At 70.0% G+C, this 21,118-nt stretch carries 20 protein-coding genes; 5 read left to right on the forward strand and 15 right to left on the reverse strand.

Going from position 1 to position 21,118, the window contains the following annotated elements; all coding sequences use genetic code 11:
- The first annotated feature begins 156 nt into the window (after nucleotides 1-156).
- Nucleotides 157-1,119, forward strand: a complete 963-nt coding sequence (locus tag ACH5AF_RS26055; protein WP_398904684.1) for a hypothetical protein — start codon at nucleotides 157-159, stop codon at nucleotides 1,117-1,119.
- A 366-nt stretch (nucleotides 1,120-1,485) separates the two neighbouring features.
- On the opposite strand, the gene ACH5AF_RS26060 is transcribed toward ACH5AF_RS26055, so the two are convergent.
- Complete coding sequence (locus ACH5AF_RS26060) at nucleotides 1,486-1,719, reverse strand: hypothetical protein (RefSeq protein ID WP_215186128.1); 234 nt, start codon at nucleotides 1,717-1,719, stop codon at nucleotides 1,486-1,488.
- A 589-nt stretch (nucleotides 1,720-2,308) separates the two neighbouring features.
- Here ACH5AF_RS26060 and ACH5AF_RS26065 point away from each other — a divergent pair.
- Nucleotides 2,309-3,223: an SDR family oxidoreductase gene (locus tag ACH5AF_RS26065; RefSeq protein ID WP_398904686.1), complete on the forward strand. Its 915-nt coding sequence runs from the start codon at nucleotides 2,309-2,311 to the stop codon at nucleotides 3,221-3,223.
- A gap of 42 nt (nucleotides 3,224-3,265) precedes the next feature.
- Here the strand turns inward: ACH5AF_RS26065 and ACH5AF_RS26070 are convergent, their stop codons facing one another.
- From ACH5AF_RS26070 to ACH5AF_RS26085, 4 genes are all read right to left on the reverse strand, one after another.
- Nucleotides 3,266-3,835 (reverse strand): YrhB domain-containing protein, encoded by a 570-nt coding sequence (locus ACH5AF_RS26070; RefSeq protein WP_398904688.1) that lies wholly within the window; start codon nucleotides 3,833-3,835, stop codon nucleotides 3,266-3,268.
- Nucleotides 3,836-4,058: 223 nt separating this feature from the next.
- Entirely contained in the window at nucleotides 4,059-4,598 is a 540-nt protein-coding gene (locus tag ACH5AF_RS26075) for a hypothetical protein (protein ID WP_398904690.1), read from the reverse strand.
- A 73-nt stretch (nucleotides 4,599-4,671) separates the two neighbouring features.
- A complete protein-coding gene (locus tag ACH5AF_RS26080; RefSeq protein ID WP_398904692.1) occupies nucleotides 4,672-5,637 on the reverse strand; it encodes a hypothetical protein in 966 nt (321 codons plus the stop codon).
- A gap of 528 nt (nucleotides 5,638-6,165) precedes the next feature.
- Nucleotides 6,166-6,780: a TetR/AcrR family transcriptional regulator gene (locus tag ACH5AF_RS26085; protein ID WP_398904694.1), complete on the reverse strand. Its 615-nt coding sequence runs from the start codon at nucleotides 6,778-6,780 to the stop codon at nucleotides 6,166-6,168.
- 182 nt (nucleotides 6,781-6,962) lie between these two features.
- On the opposite strand from ACH5AF_RS26085, the gene ACH5AF_RS26090 reads away from it, so the two are divergent.
- Nucleotides 6,963-9,749, forward strand: a complete 2,787-nt coding sequence (locus ACH5AF_RS26090; RefSeq protein ID WP_398904696.1) for an AAA family ATPase — start codon at nucleotides 6,963-6,965, stop codon at nucleotides 9,747-9,749.
- Nucleotides 9,750-9,851: 102 nt separating this feature from the next.
- Here ACH5AF_RS26090 and ACH5AF_RS26095 read toward each other — a convergent pair whose 3' ends face one another.
- The 3 genes from ACH5AF_RS26095 to ACH5AF_RS26105 all read right to left on the reverse strand — a co-directional run bounded on the left by ACH5AF_RS26095 (nucleotide 9,852) and on the right by ACH5AF_RS26105 (nucleotide 12,797).
- Entirely contained in the window at nucleotides 9,852-11,444 is a 1,593-nt protein-coding gene (locus ACH5AF_RS26095; RefSeq protein WP_398904697.1) for a cation acetate symporter, read from the reverse strand.
- Nucleotides 11,441-11,854, reverse strand: a complete 414-nt coding sequence (locus ACH5AF_RS26100; protein ID WP_398904698.1) for a DUF485 domain-containing protein — start codon at nucleotides 11,852-11,854, stop codon at nucleotides 11,441-11,443. Before ACH5AF_RS26100 ends, ACH5AF_RS26095 begins: the two co-directional genes overlap by 4 nt.
- 277 nt (nucleotides 11,855-12,131) lie before the next feature.
- On the reverse strand, nucleotides 12,132-12,797 hold the full coding sequence (locus ACH5AF_RS26105; RefSeq protein WP_398904700.1) for a TetR/AcrR family transcriptional regulator: 666 nt from the start codon (nucleotides 12,795-12,797) through the stop codon (nucleotides 12,132-12,134).
- A 183-nt stretch (nucleotides 12,798-12,980) separates the two neighbouring features.
- On the opposite strand from ACH5AF_RS26105, the gene ACH5AF_RS26110 reads away from it, so the two are divergent.
- Nucleotides 12,981-13,607 carry a carboxymuconolactone decarboxylase family protein gene (locus tag ACH5AF_RS26110; RefSeq protein WP_398904702.1) on the forward strand — a complete coding sequence of 209 codons (627 nt, stop codon included), beginning with the start codon at nucleotides 12,981-12,983 and terminating at the stop codon, nucleotides 13,605-13,607.
- Complete coding sequence (locus tag ACH5AF_RS26115; RefSeq protein ID WP_398904704.1) at nucleotides 13,600-14,403, forward strand: SDR family NAD(P)-dependent oxidoreductase; 804 nt, start codon at nucleotides 13,600-13,602, stop codon at nucleotides 14,401-14,403. Before ACH5AF_RS26110 ends, ACH5AF_RS26115 begins: the two co-directional genes overlap by 8 nt.
- Before the next feature lie 53 nt (nucleotides 14,404-14,456).
- Here ACH5AF_RS26115 and ACH5AF_RS26120 read toward each other — a convergent pair whose 3' ends face one another.
- The 7 genes from ACH5AF_RS26120 to ACH5AF_RS26150 form a co-directional block, all read right to left on the reverse strand.
- Entirely contained in the window at nucleotides 14,457-15,116 is a 660-nt protein-coding gene (locus ACH5AF_RS26120; RefSeq protein ID WP_398904706.1) for a TetR/AcrR family transcriptional regulator, read from the reverse strand.
- Between the two features lie 316 nt (nucleotides 15,117-15,432).
- On the reverse strand, nucleotides 15,433-15,795 hold the full coding sequence (locus ACH5AF_RS26125) for a hypothetical protein (RefSeq protein WP_398904708.1): 363 nt from the start codon (nucleotides 15,793-15,795) through the stop codon (nucleotides 15,433-15,435).
- A 207-nt stretch (nucleotides 15,796-16,002) separates the two neighbouring features.
- Nucleotides 16,003-17,280 carry an ABC transporter substrate-binding protein gene (locus ACH5AF_RS26130; RefSeq protein ID WP_398904710.1) on the reverse strand — a complete coding sequence of 426 codons (1,278 nt, stop codon included), beginning with the start codon at nucleotides 17,278-17,280 and terminating at the stop codon, nucleotides 16,003-16,005.
- 5 nt (nucleotides 17,281-17,285) lie between these two features.
- A complete protein-coding gene (locus ACH5AF_RS26135; protein WP_398904712.1) occupies nucleotides 17,286-18,500 on the reverse strand; it encodes a branched-chain amino acid ABC transporter permease in 1,215 nt (404 codons plus the stop codon).
- The gene (locus tag ACH5AF_RS26140) at nucleotides 18,497-19,378 is read right to left on the reverse strand and encodes a branched-chain amino acid ABC transporter permease (protein ID WP_398904714.1); all 882 of its coding nucleotides are present in this window, start codon (nucleotides 19,376-19,378) and stop codon (nucleotides 18,497-18,499) included. Before ACH5AF_RS26140 ends, ACH5AF_RS26135 begins: the two co-directional genes overlap by 4 nt.
- A 5-nt stretch (nucleotides 19,379-19,383) precedes the next feature.
- The gene (locus ACH5AF_RS26145) at nucleotides 19,384-20,175 is read right to left on the reverse strand and encodes an ABC transporter ATP-binding protein (protein WP_398904716.1); all 792 of its coding nucleotides are present in this window, start codon (nucleotides 20,173-20,175) and stop codon (nucleotides 19,384-19,386) included.
- Complete coding sequence (locus tag ACH5AF_RS26150; RefSeq protein ID WP_398904718.1) at nucleotides 20,172-20,930, reverse strand: ABC transporter ATP-binding protein; 759 nt, start codon at nucleotides 20,928-20,930, stop codon at nucleotides 20,172-20,174. The genes ACH5AF_RS26145 and ACH5AF_RS26150 overlap by 4 nt, the downstream gene beginning before the upstream one ends.
- Nucleotides 20,931-21,118: the final 188 nt, after the last annotated feature.

The raw sequence follows: 21,118 nt of genomic DNA on the forward strand, positions 1-21,118 counted from the left end.
GGTTATCCCACCCCCCCCTAAACACCGGGGTCTACACCTCCGCCCGGCCGCGGTCCCACGAACCCCCTGGGGGGGGGGCCGCCCCGCCCCCGGGGGGGGGGGGGCCCCCCCCGCCCCCCCCCCCCCCCCCCCCCGACGCCGTTCAGGGAGGAACACATGAATCATCTCGACGTCGTCCGACTGCTCGGCCTCGACGCCCCGACGCGACCGGCGGACGGGTACGGCCGAGTCGTCCCCGAAGACTTCGAGTTCCTGGTCCAGGCTGTGCCGGCGGGAGTCTTCGCGGGCTCCGTACTGCTCGAACGGCCCGATGGCCTCCCCGTGCGCTCCCTGGAAGAGTTCACCCGGCCCACCTCACTGCGCATCGGGGACATGGAGCTGTCGCTGCGCAGCCGCGATCAGCGGCTGTGGCTCCCCCTCTACCCGGAGCCCGGCGGCATGGTGCCGTGGGGCCGCACCGCCACCGACGGCGTGCTGCTGTGGGACACCACCGCCGCCGACACCGCGGACTGGACGACCGTCGTCACAGACGACGATTTCCAACTGTGGCTCGACCTCCCTTTCCCCGCCTCGGAGTTGGTCGCGCGGGCGCTGCTCGGACGTAGCGAGGGGATTCCCGCATTCGAGACCATCGAGGAATACGAATCGGGTTCCTTCTGGAAGGTCGCCGACGACATGCGGGCGACGGCCACGGTCCTGTCGAACCCGGACATCGGCGCAGTGGAGGAGCTTGTCGCCCGGATCCGGAACATCGGTGTTCCGGGCGTCCGGCAGTACGCGCAGGAGCTCGCCGACCGGGCCGTGGAGAATGCGAGGGAGTCGTCCATCGTGTTCCCGGAGGACTACCTGACGGTCATGAGGGAGTTCCCCGGGGGAGTGATCGCAGGGATGCGGGTGTTCCCCGTCGCCAGGGTCGCCTGGCTGACCGAGGACCCGGTGTTCCTGCAGTGGGGCGAATGGGAGGGCAGGGCGTTCGGCTGGCTCGCCCTGACGAGCGACCCGCAGGACTGGCGCGTCGGGTACGTCGAGCCGGGGGGCACCTCGCTCACGCATCTGGAGGACCAGACCTTCGCCTCGTTCCTGCGACGTCGGCTGCGGGGCGACAACTCACTGTTCTGACGGGGCGCCCATGGAGTGGCAGATCCTGGTGGCGGGACCTTCTGGGCCGCTCGGGCACCGACTCCCAGTCGACGGACCGCCACGTGCGACTGGCGCAGAGCATCACCATGGCCGCCTTCAGCGTTCCCGGGTCGTTGGTGCGGACATGGGACGCGCCGAAGTGATGCGCGAGTCCGAGCTGGTCGGCAGCGCGGCCGACAGGCACAGGTTCCTTCACGGCGTGCCGCTCAACCGGTCCATCCTGGGGGCGGCCGGATCTGTCTGATGCTCACGGAGCCATCGGGACGACTTCCGGTGGTTTCTCGCAGTGCCATGTGGGGACCCGAGTCACCCAGGGCACCGACAGCTCAGGCGGCCTGCAGTCGGTCAGCGTTCGCGCTGGGTGGCGGCGCCGGTCCGGCCGGGGAAGTCGACGTCCGCTTCCGCTGGCGGTAGTGGCCGGTGCCCCTCGGACCAGTGGTTCACCCAGCCGCACACCCCACACGCGTACCGGCCGTCGATTCCCGCGACCCGGGTTCCGCATCGGTCACAGTCGGTCCGGGTGATCTTCGGACCGTCGTCTGCGGCGGCCGGCTGGGGTGCTTCCTGTGGCGCGCTCATTCTGTCGAGGGTAGTGCCCTCGCGTCTGCGGCGGGCGTACTGCCGCTGATGGGCCCGCAGTTCGGACAAGACCACGACCCGTTCGGACCCTGCTGGGCTGTTCCCCCGCACCTCGGGCAGTTCACAGGCTGCTCCCTCCGCCGAGCCAGACATCCGTCAGGATCCCGCGCGATCAACCGGACCCGTAACCCCCAGGACCGGCCGTTCTGCCGTTCCGTACAGGTACCTCGCCGCCGGCGTCATCCCCTGCGCGGACACCTCCGGTGGCGTCGGCCGAGGAACACGCCTGCCAGTGCGCCCACGGCACCGATCGCCGGCAGAGAGCGGTCACCCGAGTGTCTGCGATGCGCCATGAACTGCGCGGAGCCTTCGGCCGCGTGAGCGGGGGATGGTGCCGGCGGCCCCTGTTCCGGGCTTCGTGCGCAGCTGGCGCCGTCTTCAACATCGGCAAAGTGCCAGGTGGCGTCAAGGCGACCGAGGCTCGTCACGGTTGTCGAGGCAGGACAGGGAGGCCCGGCTTGGCCCACTGTGCGGCCCTGTGGTGCCGCGGGCCGCGTGTCGGCAACTGCCGTCCGCTACCGTGTCGGTCATGACAGTCCTGGTCATCGGTGGCAGTGGCTTCCTGGGGACCGAACTGGTCCGTCAAGCCACCGCGGCGGGGCACGAGACGGCCGCGACGTTCGCCTCCCGGCCCGGCAGGACCCCAGGCGTGGCCTGGCATCCTCTCGACGTCCGGGATCCTGCGCGGGTCGCCAGGGTGATCACCGACGTGGCCCCCTCAGTCGTCATCAACGCGTCCAGCGCCAGGTCCGACTGGGCGATCACCGCTGACGGCGCTGTCCGCGTGGCGCTGGTCGCCGCCGAGCAGGGCTGCCGCCTGGTCCATGTCTCCAGCGACGCGGTGTTCTCCGGCGCGGACGTCCGCTACGACGAGAGCTGCCTGCCCGATCCGGTCACCCCGTACGGCGCCGCAAAGGCCGCTGCCGAGACGGGGGTGCGGCTTCTGGTGCCGGGTGCCGCCGTCGCCCGCACCTCACTGATCATCGGACACGGCCGATCCGTGCACGAGCGCACGGTGCACGCCCTGGCGGTCGGCAGCCGCGACGGGGTGCTGTTCACCGATGACATCCGCTGCCCGGTCCATGTCGAGGACCTGGCAGCCGCTTTGTGGGAGATCGCGCTGTCCGACGCGGCCGGGGTGTTCCACCTCGCCGGGCCGGACGCGGTGAGCCGTCACGACCTCGGCGTACTCATCGCCCGGCGCGAAGGGCTCGACGGCGCGCGGCTGCCCGCCGGGCGACGAGTCGATGCCTCCCTGCCCGGGGCCCTCGACGTACGCCTCGACAGCCGCGCCACGCAGCAGCGGTTGCGGACCAGACTCCGCGGCGCCCGCGAGTTCCTCCGCGGAGACGGCCCTGGCGTCAACCCTCGCGACCAGATGTCACCTATCCAGCAAGGTGGCACTCCGCTCCCGACCTCTGAAGCGCTCACCCAGGCCCACTAGACCGCTCAGGGGCTTACCAACGGCGAAGTCAACCTGTGAGAGTCAGGTTGTCCGGCCTGGATTTCCCGGGCGGATGGTCGCCACAGCGAGCACCGGGTTGATGGGTTCGACGAGTTGTTCGACAGCGACCGCCACGAGGTGGGCTGGGGCATCGCCGTCCAGCAATGCGCTCAGGTACGCAAGGGCCTGCGCAGGCGACAGGACCGGCAGCCTCTGCCGCAGGGTGCGCACGGACTGCATGCGCCCGTGGGTGGCAGCGACTGCGCGTACCTCATCATGTAGATCGTCTACCGCAGTGCGGACAGCCAGGCCACGGATACGAACGCGGTAGTCGGCCTCCCACTCTCCGCCCATCGCGGAGACGACTCCGATCTGGTGCAGCCCTCCGTCGATGCGGTCGACAAGGTACGGCCCGTTGCCGGCCAGCATGGCTTCGGGGTTCCGGGTGCGCACGAACTCCTCGGACTGCCAGTCGATGATCCACACCAGCTCGTGCTCCTCGACATGCACCACAGACATGCGCATGGAGGCCACGCCCGCAGCCGACCACTTCTCATACTTGCGGTCCAGCTCTTCCTCAACGATCCGAACCGCGACTTCTCGCTCGATCACGCCTGCAGCATCCCCTACGGTCACCCGAAGCGACGAGCAAGTTTCTCGCCCCAAGAGCGCAGTAGCGCCAGTGGCTACGGGATTATCCCGGGCGTTTCGCCTCTGGGACCGATTACGACGCGCCGGCACTGATCGCCTGGGAGCGGCGGCCTGGCCGGTGGGCTGTGGCGGGGCGACTGCACAGACATAGCCGGCGCCGCCGGCGACACGGGCCCCCACGCCCTCACGGCCGGCTGTTGAGGAATCCGATCGCGACCGCTCCCCACCACCCCAACTGCGAGACGACGGCTGAGATTCCGCCGCGCACCAGCAGTCGCCGCGTCGCCCCCTCGTCTCCCTGCTCCTGAAGAGTCCGGTGCAGGGCCTGCGCATGCACCCCGTTGATCGCGATCAGCAGGACCAGCGCCAGTTTGACCCGGATGAGCGCGACGGCCGGATCGGGGCCGAGGACGACGCCGCTCAGCACCATGCCGGCCAGGCCCGTCCAGACGGGTACATGCAACGGTGCGGTGAAGTCCAGTACTTGGCGCAGGGTCCGCTTGCCGCACAGCCACAGCAGGCCGTAGTAGTCGATGGTGAGCACCGAGCCCATCCCCAGGACCAGTGCCCCCAGGTGCACGAACAACGCCGTCGTCCGCAGGCCGGGACCGGCCTCCACCCGCGTGGCGACCCACACACTGGCCACCCAGACCAGACAGACCAGGACGTCGGCGGGCCAGACCAACCGCCGGGAAACCGAGCCGCGTGATCGACCGGGGCCCATGAGATCACCTCTTGTGGTGGCGGCGCGGCGGGGCGGGTACCAAGGCCCCACCCCGCCGCGCCCCGCGGCACGTTCAGTCCTTGGCAACCCAGCCGACCATGATCCCCATGACGTCGTCGTGCACGTGCCCTTCGATCTCGTACCTGCTGGTGATCTTCAGGACGTCACCCCGGTCGATCCTGCCGAGCGGGTTCCCGCTGCACGGTGGCATGTCGGAGATCTCGGTGTTCCCGTGGGGATCGATGAACTCGGGAGTGCCGCCCTCCTCGGCCACGATCTTGCACAGGAGTTCGCCGGTCGTCAGGTTCTCGGTCCACACGGAGTGGCCCGCGTGGTGGAGGTGCCCACGCATGTGCACCAGCTTTCCGGAGACGGTGGACCGCCACTGCCGGGTTTTCTCACTGACGCCCTCGGGGGCGTCGTACACGCTGCCGAGACAGCCGCCTGCATCCATCCAGATCGGCGTGACCGGCTTGATTCCGGAACCCGTCGCAGACTCATGGGTGAAGGTGACGGAAATGTAGACCTCCTTGCTCTGCGGCGCGTGGTTCATGAGGTCGTACAGCATGTTCCACCGCTCGCCCTTCCCGACCTTGACGCCGTATCCGGACGGCAGGACGGTTTCCACCCGCTCGTTGCCGGTGGCGAATATCCGCTGTGGACCGTTGCATACGGTGTCGCGCTTCCAGTGGTTGCCGAACACCGCGTGGTGCAGCATCGGCCCGGTGTTGACGTTGGCGTTCGATCCGTCCGCGTAGACGAGATTGGGCTTGAATCCCGTGATGAAGCAATCGTCGCACGGCTTTTGGACGTTAAACTTGATCCGGTTTCCGGTCCCCCCGTGGTCGTGTCCGTCCGTGGCCGGGATGGTGAACGGCCCGTACCGTACGGTCGTCGTCTGTACGCCGGTGGCTTTCTGCTGGGCCGGCGCGGCTTGCCGGGCGGCTGCGGCGGTCGTGGGGAGCGCCGTAACGGCCAGCAGTGCGCCGGCTGCCAAAGCGGTGGTGACGGCGGTAAGGGCCGGTCTTGACTGAGACACGAATTCCTCCTTGTGAGGGGGCAGTCGAACGGATTCCGGCGGCGTGCGTCCGAGGACGGAACCGTCGGCTTGTCAGGAAAGGATCCGCCAGGAAAGGATCCGCAAATTGATCCGCATTGCGGGGGTCATTGCGACAGCAGTCGGCCCAGGACGGAGCTGTTCCGGAGCCTGCACCGGCTGCTTTCCGCGTTCCGGTCCCCAGACGATGGGGCGGTCGGAACGGTTTGCGATTTCACCCTCTGCGACTTGACCGCAGAGTGACGGGCGACCTTTCTCCTGTCAACAGACCCGAAGACGACCGGAATTCGGGAATATTCCTGTCGTGTCGCTGACCAGCATGTTCGGAGATCTCTCGGCCGGCCTCACCAGTGCAACACCGGCGACTTCGCCGATTCACCCGGGCGGCCCGCCGGTGACGTCCGACCGCTGTCCTGGTGCGCCGACCGCCATGGGCTCCAGGCCCCGCCGTCGTACGCGAGTGGTGCCGGGCGGAACACCTTCCGGCGAGGGCGTGATCAGAGGTGGCGATCAGTCGGCGGGGCCGGTCGCCAGTCCGGCGAACAGGCGATGTATCGAGGCGGTCCAGGCGCCGTGGTCCGGGCCCTTGACGTCGAGTGAGGTGAGGACGTCCATCCCGAGAGACACCGACAGCACGAGGCGGGCACAGAACGCGGGGTCGATGTCGGCGGTGAGGGAGCCGTCCTGCCGGGCCAGTTCGGCCAGCTCCGTCAGGGATTTCTCGGCTCGGTGGAGGGCGGCGTGGACCTTGCGGGCGACCTCCCCGTCCCGCCTGGCCGCGGCGAGCGCCTCGCTCACCAGCGGCGCCCAGGAACGCTGGTGAGGGTCGGAGTGATACGTGATGACCAGCTGGAGCACGTCGGCGGGGGCTGCCCCTTGGTTGAGTGCCCGGCCGAGTCTGCGCCCGGCGGCGGCAAGACCGTAGTCGACCGCCTCGGCGAGCAACTCCGCCTTGTTCCGGAAGTTGCCGTAGATGGCGCCGGTGGAGAGCCCGGCACGACGGGCTATGTCCTGTACGCGCGCGCGATCGTAGCCCTGCTCACCGAATTCCTGGACTGCTGCCACGATCAGCCGTTCGCGAACCACGGTGCTCGACGGTCTTGCGAGGGAATCAGGCTCTGCCACCACCCCAGCGTAACCGGGCCGGCCCCGGGGACACACGGCCCGCAGGCGTACGGGGACCGGTCGGTCCGGCTTTCGCGGGTCGGGGGGCGGGATTCGGACAATCGCCCTCGGCCGATTGCGTTTCAGCGGGAGAATAATCATTATTCTCGACCAGAGAACAGCGACCTGGGAGGCGTACGTTCATGACGTACGGCGCCGAGGACCCCATCGTCGGCAGGCGGAACGAGCGCCGAAAGCTTGTGGCGAGGCTCGAAGCCTGCCGCAGGGGAGCCGGCGGGGCCCTGCTGCTGACGGGGGATCCGGGGATCGGCAAGACCGCGTTGCTCCGCTACGCGATGCACCTCGTGGACGACGTCCGGGCGCTCTGCGCCGACGGCGTGCAGGCGGAGCAGACCCTCGGCTACGGAGCGGTCCAACGACTCGTCCGGCCGCTGGCCGACGACCTACGCGGGGTGCCGCCGTCCTGCCGGCAGGTCGCGGAGCGACTGCTTCGCGGCCTGGTCCCATCCCCGGAGGAGCGGTCACTCGTCCCGGTCGCCCTATTGGAGCTCCTGGCGACCGCAGGCGGCAGGCGTCCGGTGCTGGTCCGTGTCGACGATCTGCAGTGGGTCGACGCGGAGTCCCGGTACGCCCTCGGCTTCGTGGCCCGCAGGATCAGCACCGAACGCGTGATGATCCTCGCCGCGACGGACGGCGACGCGGCTGCGCTGATGCCAGGTGTGCCGGTGCTCCACCTCCCGGGCATGAACGACCGCGACTGCCTGCGGCTGATCGCGCGGTACCAGCCCTCTCCGGTGGCGCCCGCCGTACGCGAGGCGCTCGTCCACACGGCCGGTGGCAACCCCGTCGTCCTGCTCGAGTTGCTGCGGACACTGGGCCCCGCTCAGCTCAGCCAGCCCTTCCGGCTGCCCGACCCACTGCCGCTGGGACCGTGCCTCGCGCATCTCAGACTTGGTCCGTTCCGTCGGCTTCCCGAGGACTGCCGGCGACTGCTGGTGCTGCTCGCCGCCGAACCGCGCCTGGATCTGCCCTCCCTGTTCCGCGTGGCGCACCAGGTCGGTATCACCCCGGCAGCCCTGAAACCCGCCGTGGCCGGGGAGCTGGTCACCGTGGACCAGGCCACCGTCTCCTTCCGCCGCGCCGACCTTCCCGAGGCCATCTACCGCGGTGTGGATCTGACCGATCGGCACTGGGCGCACACGCTGCTGGCGCGCGTGTTCGCCGACACCGACGACAACCGCCGTTGGTGGCACGAGGCCGCACTGCTGCCGGGCGCCGACGCCCACCTGGCCGACGAGTTGGAGCGCCAGGCCGCCCAGGCCCGCCGACACGGCGAGTACGCCCACGCCGGGGCGCTGATGACACGCTCGGCCGAACTGACAGCGGAGGATGCCCGCCGGGGAACCCGCTTGCTCGCCGCCGCGGATGTCGGCAGGCGCGCCGGGCGGCTGCGGCACGCCGCACGCCTGCTGGAGCGGGCGGAGCCCCTGGTCGGTGGGGACGCGATGTCCGTACGGGGACACATCGCCTACCTGCACGCAGTGATCTCGCAGCACTGCGCAGCGGCACCTGATGCCTGCGACCGGATGATGGACGCCGCCGACGCGCTCGCCGGCGCCGACCCCTCCCTCGCGGTCAAGGCGCTGGTGGCCGCAGGGGAGACGGGGCTGCATGCCGGAGACACGGCCTCACTGGTGCGGGCCGGCGAACGCGTGCCGGCCGTACTCGACGCCTCTCGTGAACCAGTCCAGCCGGAGACCCGGTGGTCCGCCGGCATTCTCCTGGCGGTCGCCGATTCCTTTCAGGACCGGCTTCTGGAGGCGGTGTCCCGGCTGCGCGAACACCTGGCCGCCGCCACGTCGATGGACGATCCCGTTCTCCTCGTATGGGGAGCCCAGGGCGCGCTCTTCATCGCCGACGACCTGCGCGCCCGTGCGCTGGCCACCCGCGCGGTGGCCCGGGCACGCGAGGAACGGGACACACCGACCATGGCGTACGCCATGCAGTACCTCGCCTACCCCGAATGCTGGCTGAACGGGCCGGAGGCGGCGACGCTCACCGCTACCGAGGCGCTGCGGCTGGCCCATGAGACGGGCCAGCTCCACTGTGTCCGCACCCTGATGGGGATGCTGATGCTCGCCGCCGGACTCGCCGGGGATGCCGAGACCTGCGAGCAGTACGCGGACCGCGTCGTCGGCGACGCGGCGGCAGGCGTGGGACTCGCCTCCGCCCTCGGCCTGTGGGGCCTGGCCCACCTCGATCTCGCCTCGGGGAACTGGAGCGAGGCCGCGGCCAGGCTGCATCGGCTGACCAGAACCAGGCAACGACACCCGGGTATCGCGCTCGAGGCCGCGCCCACCTATGTGGAGGCCGCCGTCCGTGCTGGTCACCGCCCTCGGGCAGAGCGGGCCGCGGCGGGCTTCATCCGGTGGGCCGAGGTGATCGGCCGGGGGTGGCCGGCGGCCCTTGCGGCACGCTGCCGTGCGCTCCTTGAAGCGGACCGAGCCGAGGAGCACTTCCGGCTCGCCCTGCACATGCACCCACCCGGTGATCGTGAGCTGGAACGGGCCCGCACAGCCCTGCTCTACGGCGAGCACCTCAACCGCGAGCGGCGGCGCGCGGACGCCCGTGCCCATCTCCGGGAGGCGGCAGAAGTCTTCCGGAGACACGGGGCACGGCGGTGGCTCGACCGAACGCGCGCCGAGTTGCGGGCCGCTGGTGACGACGGGCCCACCGAGGACAGGGACTCCGCCGGGCCGAGCAGGACGACAGAAGTGCTGACTTCCCGTCAACACCAGATCGTCCTGCTCGTGGCGAAGGGAGCGACCAACAAGGAGGTCGCCGCCCGCTTGTGCCTGAGCCCCCGCACGGTCGACTACCACCTGCGACGTATCTTCGAGCGCCTGCACGTCACTTCGCGTGCCGACCTGATCCGCCGTTTCGCGACCGAGCCGGCACCCCGTACGTGACCTGCGACGAGGACGCGGCTTGCGACCTCCTCAGCGCTGGCTCGCGGACCACGCCGTCGCCCCCTCTCGCCACGGTGACGTCGCCGCGCGCCGCGCTGCGCTTCACGAGGCGTCGCTGCCTACGAGCATGCGGTGTTCGAACGCGGACCGGGCAGCGCGCTGGGGCTTCTCCCTGCTGAGCACGGAACCGAGCCATCCGAGCACGAAGGCCAGCGGGACGGAGACGATGCTCGGATACCTCAGCGGGAACACGGCGAAGTCCAGGTCGGGGAACAACGCCGTGGGAGTTCCGGAGACGGCGGGAGACAATACCGCCAGAGACACCGAGCAGATCAAGCCCCCGTAGATGCTCCACACCGCTCCGGTGGTGGTGAAGCCCCGCCAGTACAGGCCGTACAGCAGGGCGGGGAGGACGGCTGAGGCGGCGACCGCGAAGGCCAGTCCGGCGGCGAAGGAGACGTTGATACGCGAGGCCCACAGGGCGAGGGCCGTCGCCGCGGAGCCGATCAGCACCACCGACACCCGGGCCACCAGCACTTCCTGGAACTCGGTGGCGCGCCCCTTCCTGATCACCACGCCGTAGATGTCGTGCGCCACCGAGGTGGCTGCGGCGAGGGCGACGCCCGCCACGACGGCCAGGATGGTGGCGAACGCCACGCAGGACATCAGGGTGAGCATCTGCGACCCGCCGAGGGCGTCGCTCAGCAGCAACGTGGCCGTGTTCCCCGAGGAGTTCCCGCTCATGACCTCCTGCGGGCCGACCAGGGCCGCCGCGCCGAACCCCAGTACCCCGGCCGTGACACAGAAGACGCATGTCAGAACGGCCGTCCATTGGACGGACTTCCGGGCGGCTCGTGCGGTCGGCACCGCTCCCAGGCGGAGCAGAAGGTGCGGCAGGCCTGCGGCTCCGAGCACCGCGCCCAGTTGCAGGCTCAGCCCGTCCAGCGTGTCGGCAGCACCGCCCTGGGACCGTGCTCCGGGCGCCAGGAAGCGCTCGCCGACGCCGCTGCGGTCGGCCGCGGCCCCGAGCAGGTCGCTGGGATTCCAGCCGAACTCCGCCAGCACCAGCAGGGCCAGGAACCCGCTGGCGACCAGCAGAAAGGCCGCCTTGAAACACTGCACCAGGGTCGCACCGTGCATACCGCTGAGCGCCACATAGATGATCATCAGGATGCCGAGGAACAACATCAGGAGGTTCTGGGCGGCGACTCCCGAGATGCCGAGCAACGGGGCGGCGAGGGCCCCGGCCCCCACCAGCTGGGCCGTCAGATAGAACAGGGAGATCACCAGCGTGGCGAGCCCCAGGGCCAAGTGCACCGGTCCCGGGCGCAGATGGTGCGCGAGCACGTCGCCGACCGTGAAGCGGCCGGTGTTGTGAAACGGCTCGGCGATCAGCAGGAGGATCACTGCCCAGGCGACGATGGGGCCCAGCAGGTAGGGGATGCCGTCGAACCCGGCCAGGGCGATCAGCCCCGGGGTGCCCAGCAACGTCGCTGCGGAGATGAAGTCGCCGAACAGGGCGATGCCGTTGCGCGAGGAGGACAGCCCGCCACCGCTGACGAAGAAGCGGCGGGGCGTGTCCTTCTCGGCGGCGTCCATCAGGGACATGAGCACGACACCGACGACGAAGACCGCGAAGACGGTGAGGACGAGTCCGGTGCGGTTCTCCTGTGCGAGCACCAAGGCTGCGTTCACCGCTCCTCCCCTGGGTACCCGAGCCCCGCACGGACCCTCTCGACCAGCGGATCCAGGGTGGTGTCGGCGTAGCGCGCGTACCACCGGCAGGCCGCCAGCGTGGTACCGCACTGCAGCAGCGCCAATGCGAGCCCGAGATTCAGGTGGCCGACGAGTCTGATCGCCATCACGTCACGCGCCGTGCTCGCCAGGAGCGCGTTGACCAGGTAAAGGCCAAGCACGGCGGTGGCGACGGGGAAGACCTTGGAACGGCGCGCGGCGCGCAGCTCCGCGAGGGCGGTCATCACCTGTGGCGCGGCGCCCACTTCCTCGGGAGGCCCGCCGGCGTACGACGGCGGTCTCCTGCGTGGCTCATGGAACCCGTAGGGCAGTTCATGGGATCCCGGGGGCGGCTCGTATCTCCCGTACACGACATCAACTCCTCGCTGCAAGCGGTGGCGTCAGGTCGTCGTAGGGTCGGGATCGACCTTAACCGAACGCCGTTCGGTGCGGGGGGAGCCTAGAGTGGACCACGACGCCGGACAAGGCGTCGGCGTGAAGTCGGCACAGGAAAAGCACCCTGCGGCAGCGGACGCACGGGGTGGCGGGGATCGGACGCGCGGACGAGGAGTCGGCGGCGGGGTCAGTCGTTCGGGCGAGGAGCCGGCCGTGGACTCAGTCGTGCGGGCGAGGAGTCAGCCGCGGGGATCAGTCGTTCGGACGAGGAGTCGGCTCCGGAGCCTGGTGCGACACGACGCGCTCGTGGAGGCGGCCGAGGCCGTCGAGGAACATCTCCAGGGCCAGCTCGAAGCTGTCACGGTCGATCGTGTCGGCATGGTCGGCCAGCCGGTGGGCATCCGCCAGCTGCGCATACCGCTCGACGTAGACCTGCACATCGTCGTCGAACCCGCGGGAGAAGGAGGTCATCGCCGATCCGACGACCAGGTACTTGGTCGAGGCTCCGATCATCGTGGCGTAGCGCGGGGGCCATCCGGCGCCGACCAGCCCGCCGTGCACGGCGTCGGCACGCCGCAGCGAGGCCTCACGGCGGGCCGGACCGTAGGCGAGGAACGGCACGATGTGCGGATGGGCGGCGAGAGCCGCGCGGTAGGACCGGGCCCAGGAGGCCACCCCGTGCCGCCAGTCGCCGGTTTCGAAGCCGGAGACGTCCACGCCCTCCATGATGGTGTTGGCGACCTCATGGAGGACGTCGTCCTTGGTCCTGACATGCTCATAGAGCGAGGAGACCTGGACCCCGAGCTCTCGGGCGAGCTTGCGCATCGACAACTCGGCGAGCCCGTCACGGTCCACGATGGCCAGCGCCGCGGCGCAGATCCGCGCCCTGGAGAGGATCGGCCTGGTCGGTCGGGCCACCGCTGCACCCCCGCATCGCTCCGCGCTCCGCCCTTCGTAGCGCCATGATTCTGCCGCTCACGGTACCCGCAGTTCGATAACCGAACACCGCTCGGGTCGAAGTCACTCGGTCTGCGGGGGAGAATTCACTTGCTAAGCGTTCAGCCAGTCACTTATGGTGAGCGCCTCATGTGGGAGGTCGCCATGTCAGAGCGCCACGAACTCGCCGAGCAGACTCCTGCGCTTGCCGCGCAGACTCGTCCGCGGCTGATGCCGCTCCCCGAGGAGCGTTGGGATGCAAAGGCCCGGAAGCTGCTGGCCGCCGCACCCCGCGACCCAGGGGGCCGGGTCCCGAACATCTTCACCACACTCGTGCGCCATCCCGACCTCTACGAGCAATTCATGCCTTTCGGAGGCCAGTTGCTCCGTAGGGGCCGACTGCCGGAAAGGCTTCGCGAGTTGCTGATCCTGCGTACGTCGCGCAACACCGGCGCCCTGTACGAGTGGGGCCGACACCTCCCGCTGGCGAAGACCGCGGGCGTCACGGATGCGGACATCGACCGCATCACAGAAGGGGCGGAAGCGCACGGCTGGTCGGACCTCGAGAGGCACCTGATCCGGGCTGCGGACGAGTTGCACAGCGACGCAAGGCTGTCCGAGGCCACCTGGGAGGCCCTGGCCGAGCACTTCGACGACGCCGAGCTGATCGAGATCGTCATGCTGGTGGGGCAGTACCACATGGTGGCCTTCTTCCTGAACGCGACCGGTGTGGAACTGGACCCCGGTTTCGAGAGGCCGGGCTTTGTTGAAGGGGGCCGGAGCCATGGATGAGGGTCACCTCGAGCAGGCGGCCCGTCGCCTGGCCGGCCGCAAAGTGCTGGTGATCGGCGCGGGCACCCGCCCCGACGACGACCCGCGGGCACCTGTCGGCAACGGCCGTGCGATCGCCGTCCTCGCCGCCCGGGAAGGCGCAGACGTGGCCTGCGCCGACGTGTCCGCCCCTGCGGCGGCAGCAACCGCCGAACTCGTCAGCTCCGAAGGGACCTTGAGCGTCGCCGTGGTAGGTGACGCCACGGATGCCGAGCAGTCGGCCGCCATGGTCGCCGAGGCGGTCCTCGGGCTCGGCGGACTGGATGCGCTTGTGGTCAACGTGGGTGTGGGTCTCGGCACCGGCCTGACGGGCTCGTCACCCGAGGACTGGGACCAGGTGCTCTCCCTGAATCTGCGTGCGCCCTTTCTGGCCGCCAAGCACGCCCTGCCGGCGATGGCCGACGCAGGCGCCGTCGTCTTCATCGGGTCGGTCGCAGGATTGCGCGCCGCCACGAACTCGCCTGCCTACGACAGTTCCAAGGCCGGTCTGTTCGGGCTCACCCGCCATGTCGCCAAGGAGGCAGGCGCTCGCCGGATCCGGGCCAACCTGGTCGTCCCCGGCCTGATCGACACCCCCATGGGACGGCAGGCCTCGGCCGGGCGAGCATCCCGGACGGCCTCCTTCGAGCGCATCCCGTTGGGCCGCCAGGGCACCGCCTGGGAGGTCGCCGAGGCCGTCACGTTTCTGCTCTCCGACCACGCCTCCTACATCACAGGCCAGAGCCTGGTGGTGGACGGCGGACTCAGCGCCGTATGACGCGCGGCGGCCCGTCCCCGCCCGCCGCTTCATCCGGCCCCAGGCGACGGGGCTCAGTCGTCGCCCGGCGTCGACGTGAGCCCGAACACCAGTGTCTCGTGGGCAGCCCGGGCGATGTCCGCCAGGCGGGTCCGGGCCGAGTCCAGTTGATACTGCAGGAGTACGCCGCGAGCGATGCTCTCCACCAGGAACGCCTGCGCGACCACGTCGACGTCGGGGCGGATGCTCCCATCGGCGATCCCCCGCCGGATGTCCTCCTCGACGCCGGTCCGCACGAGACTGAAATGCTCGGCCATCAAGCCCTTCATTCCGTCGGTGCTGCCGACCGCCTCGACGAGGAGCACCAGCAACGCCCGTGCCCGCACTCCTGGTTCGGGCTCCGCCAGACGGGCGAAGAACTTGTCGAGCTTGGCCAGCACGGCTTCGAGGCCGCTCATCCGGGGGTACCCGGGCAGCGCGCGGAGCCGGTGGACGAAGGTCTCGCGGATATCGGCGACAACGGCTTCGACGAGCCCGGCTTTGGACGTGAAGTGGTAGTTGACCATGCCTCGGCTGACTCCGGCACGGTCGCCGACCTTCTTCACCGTCAGCCCGCGGTAGCCCTCCGCCGCGAGGATCTGCAGCGCCGCGTTCAAGAGCCTGCGGCGGGAGGCCTCTCGCTGGTCATCGCGCTTGGTCGGGGGGCGTCGTGCTGCCGCGGATGGTTCGCTCATCGGACCAGCAGTATGCCACTGGCGGTTCGGCTCCCTGGCCCTCGGCGGCCACCCTTCACGCGCCGACACCTCCGCGGACCGCCACCGCATCGGCCGCTGTCGCGGCGGGCCACCGGCCCCGCTCCTGCGGAAGCAGGGCCGGCAGGAGTTCGCCGTGGACACCATGTCCGACACCGTGGACACCATGTCCGACACCGTGGACACCATGTCCGACACCGTGGAGGCCGACCGTCGGACGGCCGATGCCGCACCGCGGCCGGCGCGTGCACCCTGCGTACAGGCCACGGCGGTTGCGTTCGCCATCCCCGATGTGCACTCACTCGTCCCCGCTTCGGGGCGGTTCCGCAACGCCAGGACGGAGCTCACCGAGTCCGGGCCCGCGCCACCAGCGCGTCGCGGTAGTGACGCACTTCGGCCACGGCCGCCGCACTGGCGGCCTGCTGCACCATGCGCAGCCCAGCAATGGCTTGGGGCTCTGCGGGTGGTGACGCTGGAACGCGTCCTCGACCGCCGCGAGAAGGTCCGGGCGCTGCGCGGCTTCGGCGCCCGGCACTTTGCCCGGGGACAGAGCCGCCGGCAGCGCGGTCCTGGCCCGCTCCAGCACCGCGACATGGACGTCCTTGCTGCTGAAGTGCCAGTGGATCGACCCGACAGGCAGACCGCACGCGGCGGAGTTCATCGAGATGGACGTGGCGGCACACCGGTGGCGCGACATCGGTTCGCCGACGCCTTCCAGTACGGCGTCACGCGACCGCGCACCGCGGGTCCCGGGCCGGTGCCTGCGCCATGCGGCCGACTCCAGCGGACGCACAGAGCCCGCAAGGCAGGCGAACGGACGGGGGCGGTCCGCAGATGTCGGGAATCGACTCGGACCGCCCCCGTCGGCTCAATTGGCCGGGGAGCCGAACTCCTTGCGGGTGTCCACGGGCTGGCCGAACAGCTGCCACCGCTCACCCTTGAACCGCATCAGCTGCATGGTCTCGATCGGGAAGGCGTCGCCGCGGCCCGTGGCCAAGGTGACCCCGGGCAGAAGCATGTCCACCTTCACGTCCTTGAGGTTGCGCACCGCGTCCCGCAGCCCCTCCCGGGTCGGGCACTTCATCGCGTCGAGCGCCTTGTGCAGGCTGGAGGCGACGGCCCAGCCGTAGGCGTTGTACTGGTTGGTCGGGTCGGAGCCTGGCGCGTACTTGCGCAGCGCGTCCTTGTACGCCTTCATCTCCGCGTCGTCGGCCCACTGAGGGTCGGCGGGGTCCTTGAAGTAGGTCGCCGAGACCAGACCCTGGACGTTCTTGAAGCCGACGGGCTTGAGCACGGTGGCGGACGCGGACACGGCGTTGACGATGTGCAGCGGGTTCCACTTGGTGTTCTTGGCATCGGCGGCGAGGGCCTGACTGCCGAACTTGGGCGTGGTGATGTTCAGCAGCACATCGGCCTTGGAGCGGGCGAGGCTCGACATCTGCGCCGCGACGGAGGGGTCGGTGACCTCGTAGCTCTCCTCGGCGACCACCTTGATGCCGCTGCCGGCGACGGCCTCCGTGAACCCGCCGAGCAGGTTCTTGCCGAAGTCGTCGTTCTGGTAGAGGACCGCGACCTTGGCCTTCGGCTTCTCGTCCTTGAGGTACTTGGCGTACACCCGTGACTCGGACACGTAGTTGGGCTGCCAGCCGATGGTCCACGGGTGCTTGTCGTCCGTACCCCATAGCGACGCACCCGTGGCCACGAAGGGCTGCGGCACCTTCCGCTTGTTGAGGTAGTCCCACACGGCTGCCGTGGACGGGGTGCCCAGGGTCTGGAACACGGCGAAGACCTTCTCCTGCTCGACCAGTCTGCGGGCCTCCTCGACCGCCTTGGGCGGCTGGTAGCCGTCGTCGCGGACGACGAATTCCACCGTGCGACCGTCGATGCCGCCCTTGTCGTTGACGGACTTGAAGTAGGTGTCCACGCCCTTGCTGATCGTGCCGTACGCGGAGGCCGGTCCCGACAGCGGGTAGATTCCGCCCAGCTTGATGGTCTTGTCGGTGATGCCGGTGGTCTGCTGGCCCTTGCACGCGCCGTCGGCGGCGGTGCCCTGTTCGTCCTGCTCCCGCCGGCTGTTGCAGGCGGTGGCGAGGAGCAGGACGGCGGACGCGGCCGCAGCCGCCCGCAGAACGGTGGTCTTGCGCATGTGATTCATTCCTTTTCCGTGCGGGGCGGTGCGCCCACGGGTTCGGCGTCGACGGGTGCGGGATCCGCGGGTGCGTCGGAGGGTTGTGATGCGGATGTGGACTCTGGCGTCGAATCGGACGCGGACTCGGACGCGGACTGGGTGTCCGACCCGGAGTCGGATTCGGACGCCGACTGCGTGTCCGACCCGGAATCGGACGCGGACGCGGGCGTCCGGTCGGCGGCAGGGGTGGCGCGGGTCAGGCGGCGGGCGGCGGCACCACGGACACGGACCGCCAGACCGGCGAGTCCCGTCGGGGCCACGAACATCACCGCGATGATCAGCAGGCCGAACACCACGCCGGGCGCCGCATCGCTGACGTCCTGGGCCACGCTCGGCACGTACATCACGAACGCCGCGCCCAGCAGCGGTCCGTACAGAGAGGCCAGCCCCCCGACCACCAGGCCGGCCAGCAGCGTGATGGACAGGACGAAGCTGAAGGATTCGGGTGAGACGAAACCGATCACCCAGGTGTACACACACCCGGAGACACCCGCGAACATCGCGCTCCACGCGAAGGCGAGGGTCTTGTGCAGCGACAGCCGCACGCCCATGACCTCCGCCGCGCTCTCGCTGTCCCGCACGGCGAGCAGTGCCCGGCCGACCCGGGACCGCAGCAGGTTGCGGGCGAGCAGCAGAGCCCCCGCGGCGACGGCGAGGACGACGAAGTACATCCACTGGTCCTCGGCCAGTCCGCTCCACGCCGGCGGCTGCAGCTTGTCCACGGTCAGTCCCATGGAGCCGCCCGTGACCGGTTCGAGCCGCTTGAGCAGCGGCGGCAGGAACACCGCGAACGAGAGGGTGACCAGGGCCAGGTACAGCCCGCGCAGCCGCAGGGCGGGCACCCCGAAACCGAGGCCCAGCAGGAAGCACCCGGCTGCCGCCACCGGCAGCGTGGCCAGGTGGCCGGTGTCGTACCGGTCGAGCATGACCGCCGCAGTGTAGGCACCCGCCGCGAAGAACGCGCCGTGCCCGAGGGAGATCTGGCCGCCGAATCCGACCAGCAGGTTCAGTCCGACCAGCGCCACGGCGTACAGCAGCACCATGGTCAGCTGGAAGACCTGGAAGGGGGCGAGGTAGAACGGTGCCCCTACGGCGACCGCCGCCACGACCAGCGCGGTCAGTGCGGCCCGCAGGCGCCGGGCTCGGTCGGTGCCGAGTGCTGCGAATATCGTGCTCATGCGCGCTCCACCGCCGCCCGTCCGAACAGGCCCTGGGGCCGCACCAGCAGCACCGCCAGGATGATCACCAGGGGTACACCCACCTTGAGATCGGCACCGATGACGTCCACGTACGCCCCGGCCAGCGTCTCGGCAAGGCCCACGACCAGGCCGCCGACGACCGCGCCGACCGGGCTGTCGAAGCCTCCGAGGGTGGCCGCGGCGAACGCGTAGATCAGCACTCCGCCCATCATGTTGGGCTCCAGGAACAGCACCGGCGCGACGAGCACGCCCGACACCGCACCGACCGTCGCGGCCAGCCCCCAGCCGAGCATCAGCACCCGGCCCACCCGGATCCCCGACAGCCGCGCGGAGGCGGGGTTGCAGGCGACCGCCCGCATCACCAGGCCGATGGAGGTGTGCTGGAACATCAGGTAGAGCAGGCCCATCACGACGGCCACGACCGCGATGATCCCGAGGGTCGACCAGTCCACGAGCACCCCGGCCAGGTCGACGCCGCCGTCGGGGAACTGCTGCGGGAAGTCCTTCACGGTGAACGACCAGATCAGGCCGGCCATCGCGTTGACGAAGATGAACAGGCCGACCGTGACGATCACCAGCGTCAGCTCGGGCGCACCCTGCACGGGGCGGATGACGATCCGTTCGACCAGCATGCCGCCGGCGAACGACACCGCCAGGGTGACCGGCAGCGCCAGCCAGAACGACATCCCGGACGCCACGAGCTGCCATGCCACGTACGTGGAGATCATGGCGAGCTCACCCTGCGCGAAGTTGACGATCCCGGTGAACCGGTGGATCAGCACCAGGGCCAGCGCCAGACTGGCGTAGACGGCGCCGGAGCCGACCCCTTCCACCATTTGCTGGAGCAGTTCACTCACGGCACTCACCCGCCCTTCCCGGAACGGACGGAGACACCGAGGTACACCTCGGCGACCTGCCCGTCCTCCCGGATCTGTTCGGCCGGTCCGGACAGCACCAGGCGGCCGGCCTCCAGTACGTGGGCCCGGTGCGCGACATCCAGTGCGAGCTGGGCGTTCTGCTCGACGACGACCACAGTGGTGCGTTCCTCCTCGTTCACGACACGGACGATCTCGAAAAGCTCCCGCGTGACCAGCGGCGCGAGCCCCAGCGACGGTTCGTCCAGGAGCAGCAGCGAGGGCCGCAGCATCAGCGCCCTGCCGATGGCGAGCATCTGTTGCTCGCCGCCGCTGAGACTGCCCGCGGCCTGACGGGACCGCTGGCGCAGCTTGGGGAAGTAGCCATAGATCCGTTCCAGGTCGGCGGCCACGGCCGCGCGCTCGGCGCGGCCCGAGCGCAGGTGGGCGCCGATGCGCAGGTTCTCCTCGACGGTCAGGTCGTTGAAGGTGCCCCGGCCCTGGGGCACATGAGCCACGCCGAGCCGGGCGGCCTGCTCGGGCGCGCGGCCCAGCAGTTCCGTTCCGTTCAAGGTCACCGAACCGCGGCCGCGGACCATGCCGCACAGTGCCCGCAGCGTGGTGGTCTTGCCCGCGCCGTTGGGTCCGAGGATCGCGCACACCTCGCCGCGTGCGACGGAGAAGTCCAGGCCTTGGAGCACCTGTGCCTGGCCGTATCCGGCGTGCAGGCCGGACACTTTCAGGAAGTCCGGCTCCGCCGTCTCCCCGGCCTCGGCGCGGTCGGTGGTCGGCTCGCTCATGCCGCCACCCCCAGGTACGCCTCGAGGACGGCCGGATCGCGCTGGATCTCCTCCGGCGGGCCCTCGGCGATCTTGCGCCCGAAGTCGAGGCACACCACCTTGTCGCACAGGCCCATCACGAACCCCATGTGGTGTTCGACCACCACGAGCGTGAGGTCGAAGTCCCGGCGCACCGCCCGGACCAGGTCCGCGAACTCGCCGACCTCGCCGTGGCTGAGGCCGTTGACGGGTTCGTCGAGGAGCAGCAGCCGGGGCCGTACCGCGAGTGCTCGGGCGAGTTCGACGCGTTTGAGGGTGCCGAACGGCAGCCCGGAGGCGGGGTGGTCCGCGACGTCCGCCAGGTCGAGCAGTCGCAGCAGTTCGTCCGCCTGGTCGCGCAGTTCCGCCTCCTCCCGCCGGACGCGGGGCAGCCGGAGCGCCGCGGCGAAGTGTCCGGTGCGTCCCCGGCTGTGGGCACCGACCATGACGTTCTCCCGGACCGTGAGCCGCGGGAACAGTCCCAGGTTCTGGAAGGTGCGGGCGATGCCGCGCCCGGCAACGGCGTGCGGCGGGAGGGCGAGCAGGTCCTCCCCCTCGAACCGCACCGTCCCCGCATCGGGGGTGCAGCGCCTGGTGAGGCAGTTGAACAAGGTGGTCTTTCCGGCTCCGTTCGGCCCGATGAGCCCCACGGCGGTGCCCGGCTCGACGGTGAACGCGACACCGTCCAGTGCCGTGATCCCGCCGAAGCGCACGCTGACAGCGTCGACCGCGAGCATGAGTGACGTCCCTTCCGTGGTGCTGGGGGGTTGGCGAGCGTCACAGTAGGTGGGGGCCTTACGGGCGCACATTGGGTGCGAGCACCCAACTTCACGGTCACCGATTTGTGCGCCGCGCCCAGCCCCCCCGGCAAGTGCCCCGCTGAGCCTGTTGACGGGACACGAGGAGAACCGCGACGATCTGCACC

The organism is Streptomyces sp. NPDC018833, assembly GCF_044390825.1.
GTDB lineage: Bacteria > Actinomycetota > Actinomycetes > Streptomycetales > Streptomycetaceae > Streptomyces.

What these genes read in the sequence shown, in the direction of transcription:
- ACH5AF_RS26055 (WP_398904684.1), top strand. Translation starts at nt 157, where the DNA reads ATGAATCATCTCGACGTCGTCCGACTGCTCGGCCTCGACGCCCCGACG.
- ACH5AF_RS26060 (WP_215186128.1), bottom strand. Translation starts at nt 1,719, where the DNA reads ATGAGCGCGCCACAGGAAGCACCCCAGCCGGCCGCCGCAGACGACGGT.
- ACH5AF_RS26065 (WP_398904686.1), top strand. Translation starts at nt 2,309, where the DNA reads ATGACAGTCCTGGTCATCGGTGGCAGTGGCTTCCTGGGGACCGAACTG.
- ACH5AF_RS26075 (WP_398904690.1), bottom strand. Translation starts at nt 4,598, where the DNA reads ATGGGCCCCGGTCGATCACGCGGCTCGGTTTCCCGGCGGTTGGTCTGG.
- ACH5AF_RS26090 (WP_398904696.1), top strand. Translation starts at nt 6,963, where the DNA reads ATGACGTACGGCGCCGAGGACCCCATCGTCGGCAGGCGGAACGAGCGC.
- ACH5AF_RS26110 (WP_398904702.1), top strand. Translation starts at nt 12,981, where the DNA reads ATGTCAGAGCGCCACGAACTCGCCGAGCAGACTCCTGCGCTTGCCGCG.
- ACH5AF_RS26115 (WP_398904704.1), top strand. Translation starts at nt 13,600, where the DNA reads ATGGATGAGGGTCACCTCGAGCAGGCGGCCCGTCGCCTGGCCGGCCGC.
- ACH5AF_RS26120 (WP_398904706.1), bottom strand. Translation starts at nt 15,116, where the DNA reads ATGAGCGAACCATCCGCGGCAGCACGACGCCCCCCGACCAAGCGCGAT.
- ACH5AF_RS26125 (WP_398904708.1), bottom strand. Translation starts at nt 15,795, where the DNA reads ATGAACTCCGCCGCGTGCGGTCTGCCTGTCGGGTCGATCCACTGGCAC.
- ACH5AF_RS26130 (WP_398904710.1), bottom strand. Translation starts at nt 17,280, where the DNA reads ATGCGCAAGACCACCGTTCTGCGGGCGGCTGCGGCCGCGTCCGCCGTC.
- ACH5AF_RS26135 (WP_398904712.1), bottom strand. Translation starts at nt 18,500, where the DNA reads ATGAGCACGATATTCGCAGCACTCGGCACCGACCGAGCCCGGCGCCTG.
- ACH5AF_RS26145 (WP_398904716.1), bottom strand. Translation starts at nt 20,175, where the DNA reads ATGAGCGAGCCGACCACCGACCGCGCCGAGGCCGGGGAGACGGCGGAG.
- ACH5AF_RS26150 (WP_398904718.1), bottom strand. Translation starts at nt 20,930, where the DNA reads ATGCTCGCGGTCGACGCTGTCAGCGTGCGCTTCGGCGGGATCACGGCA.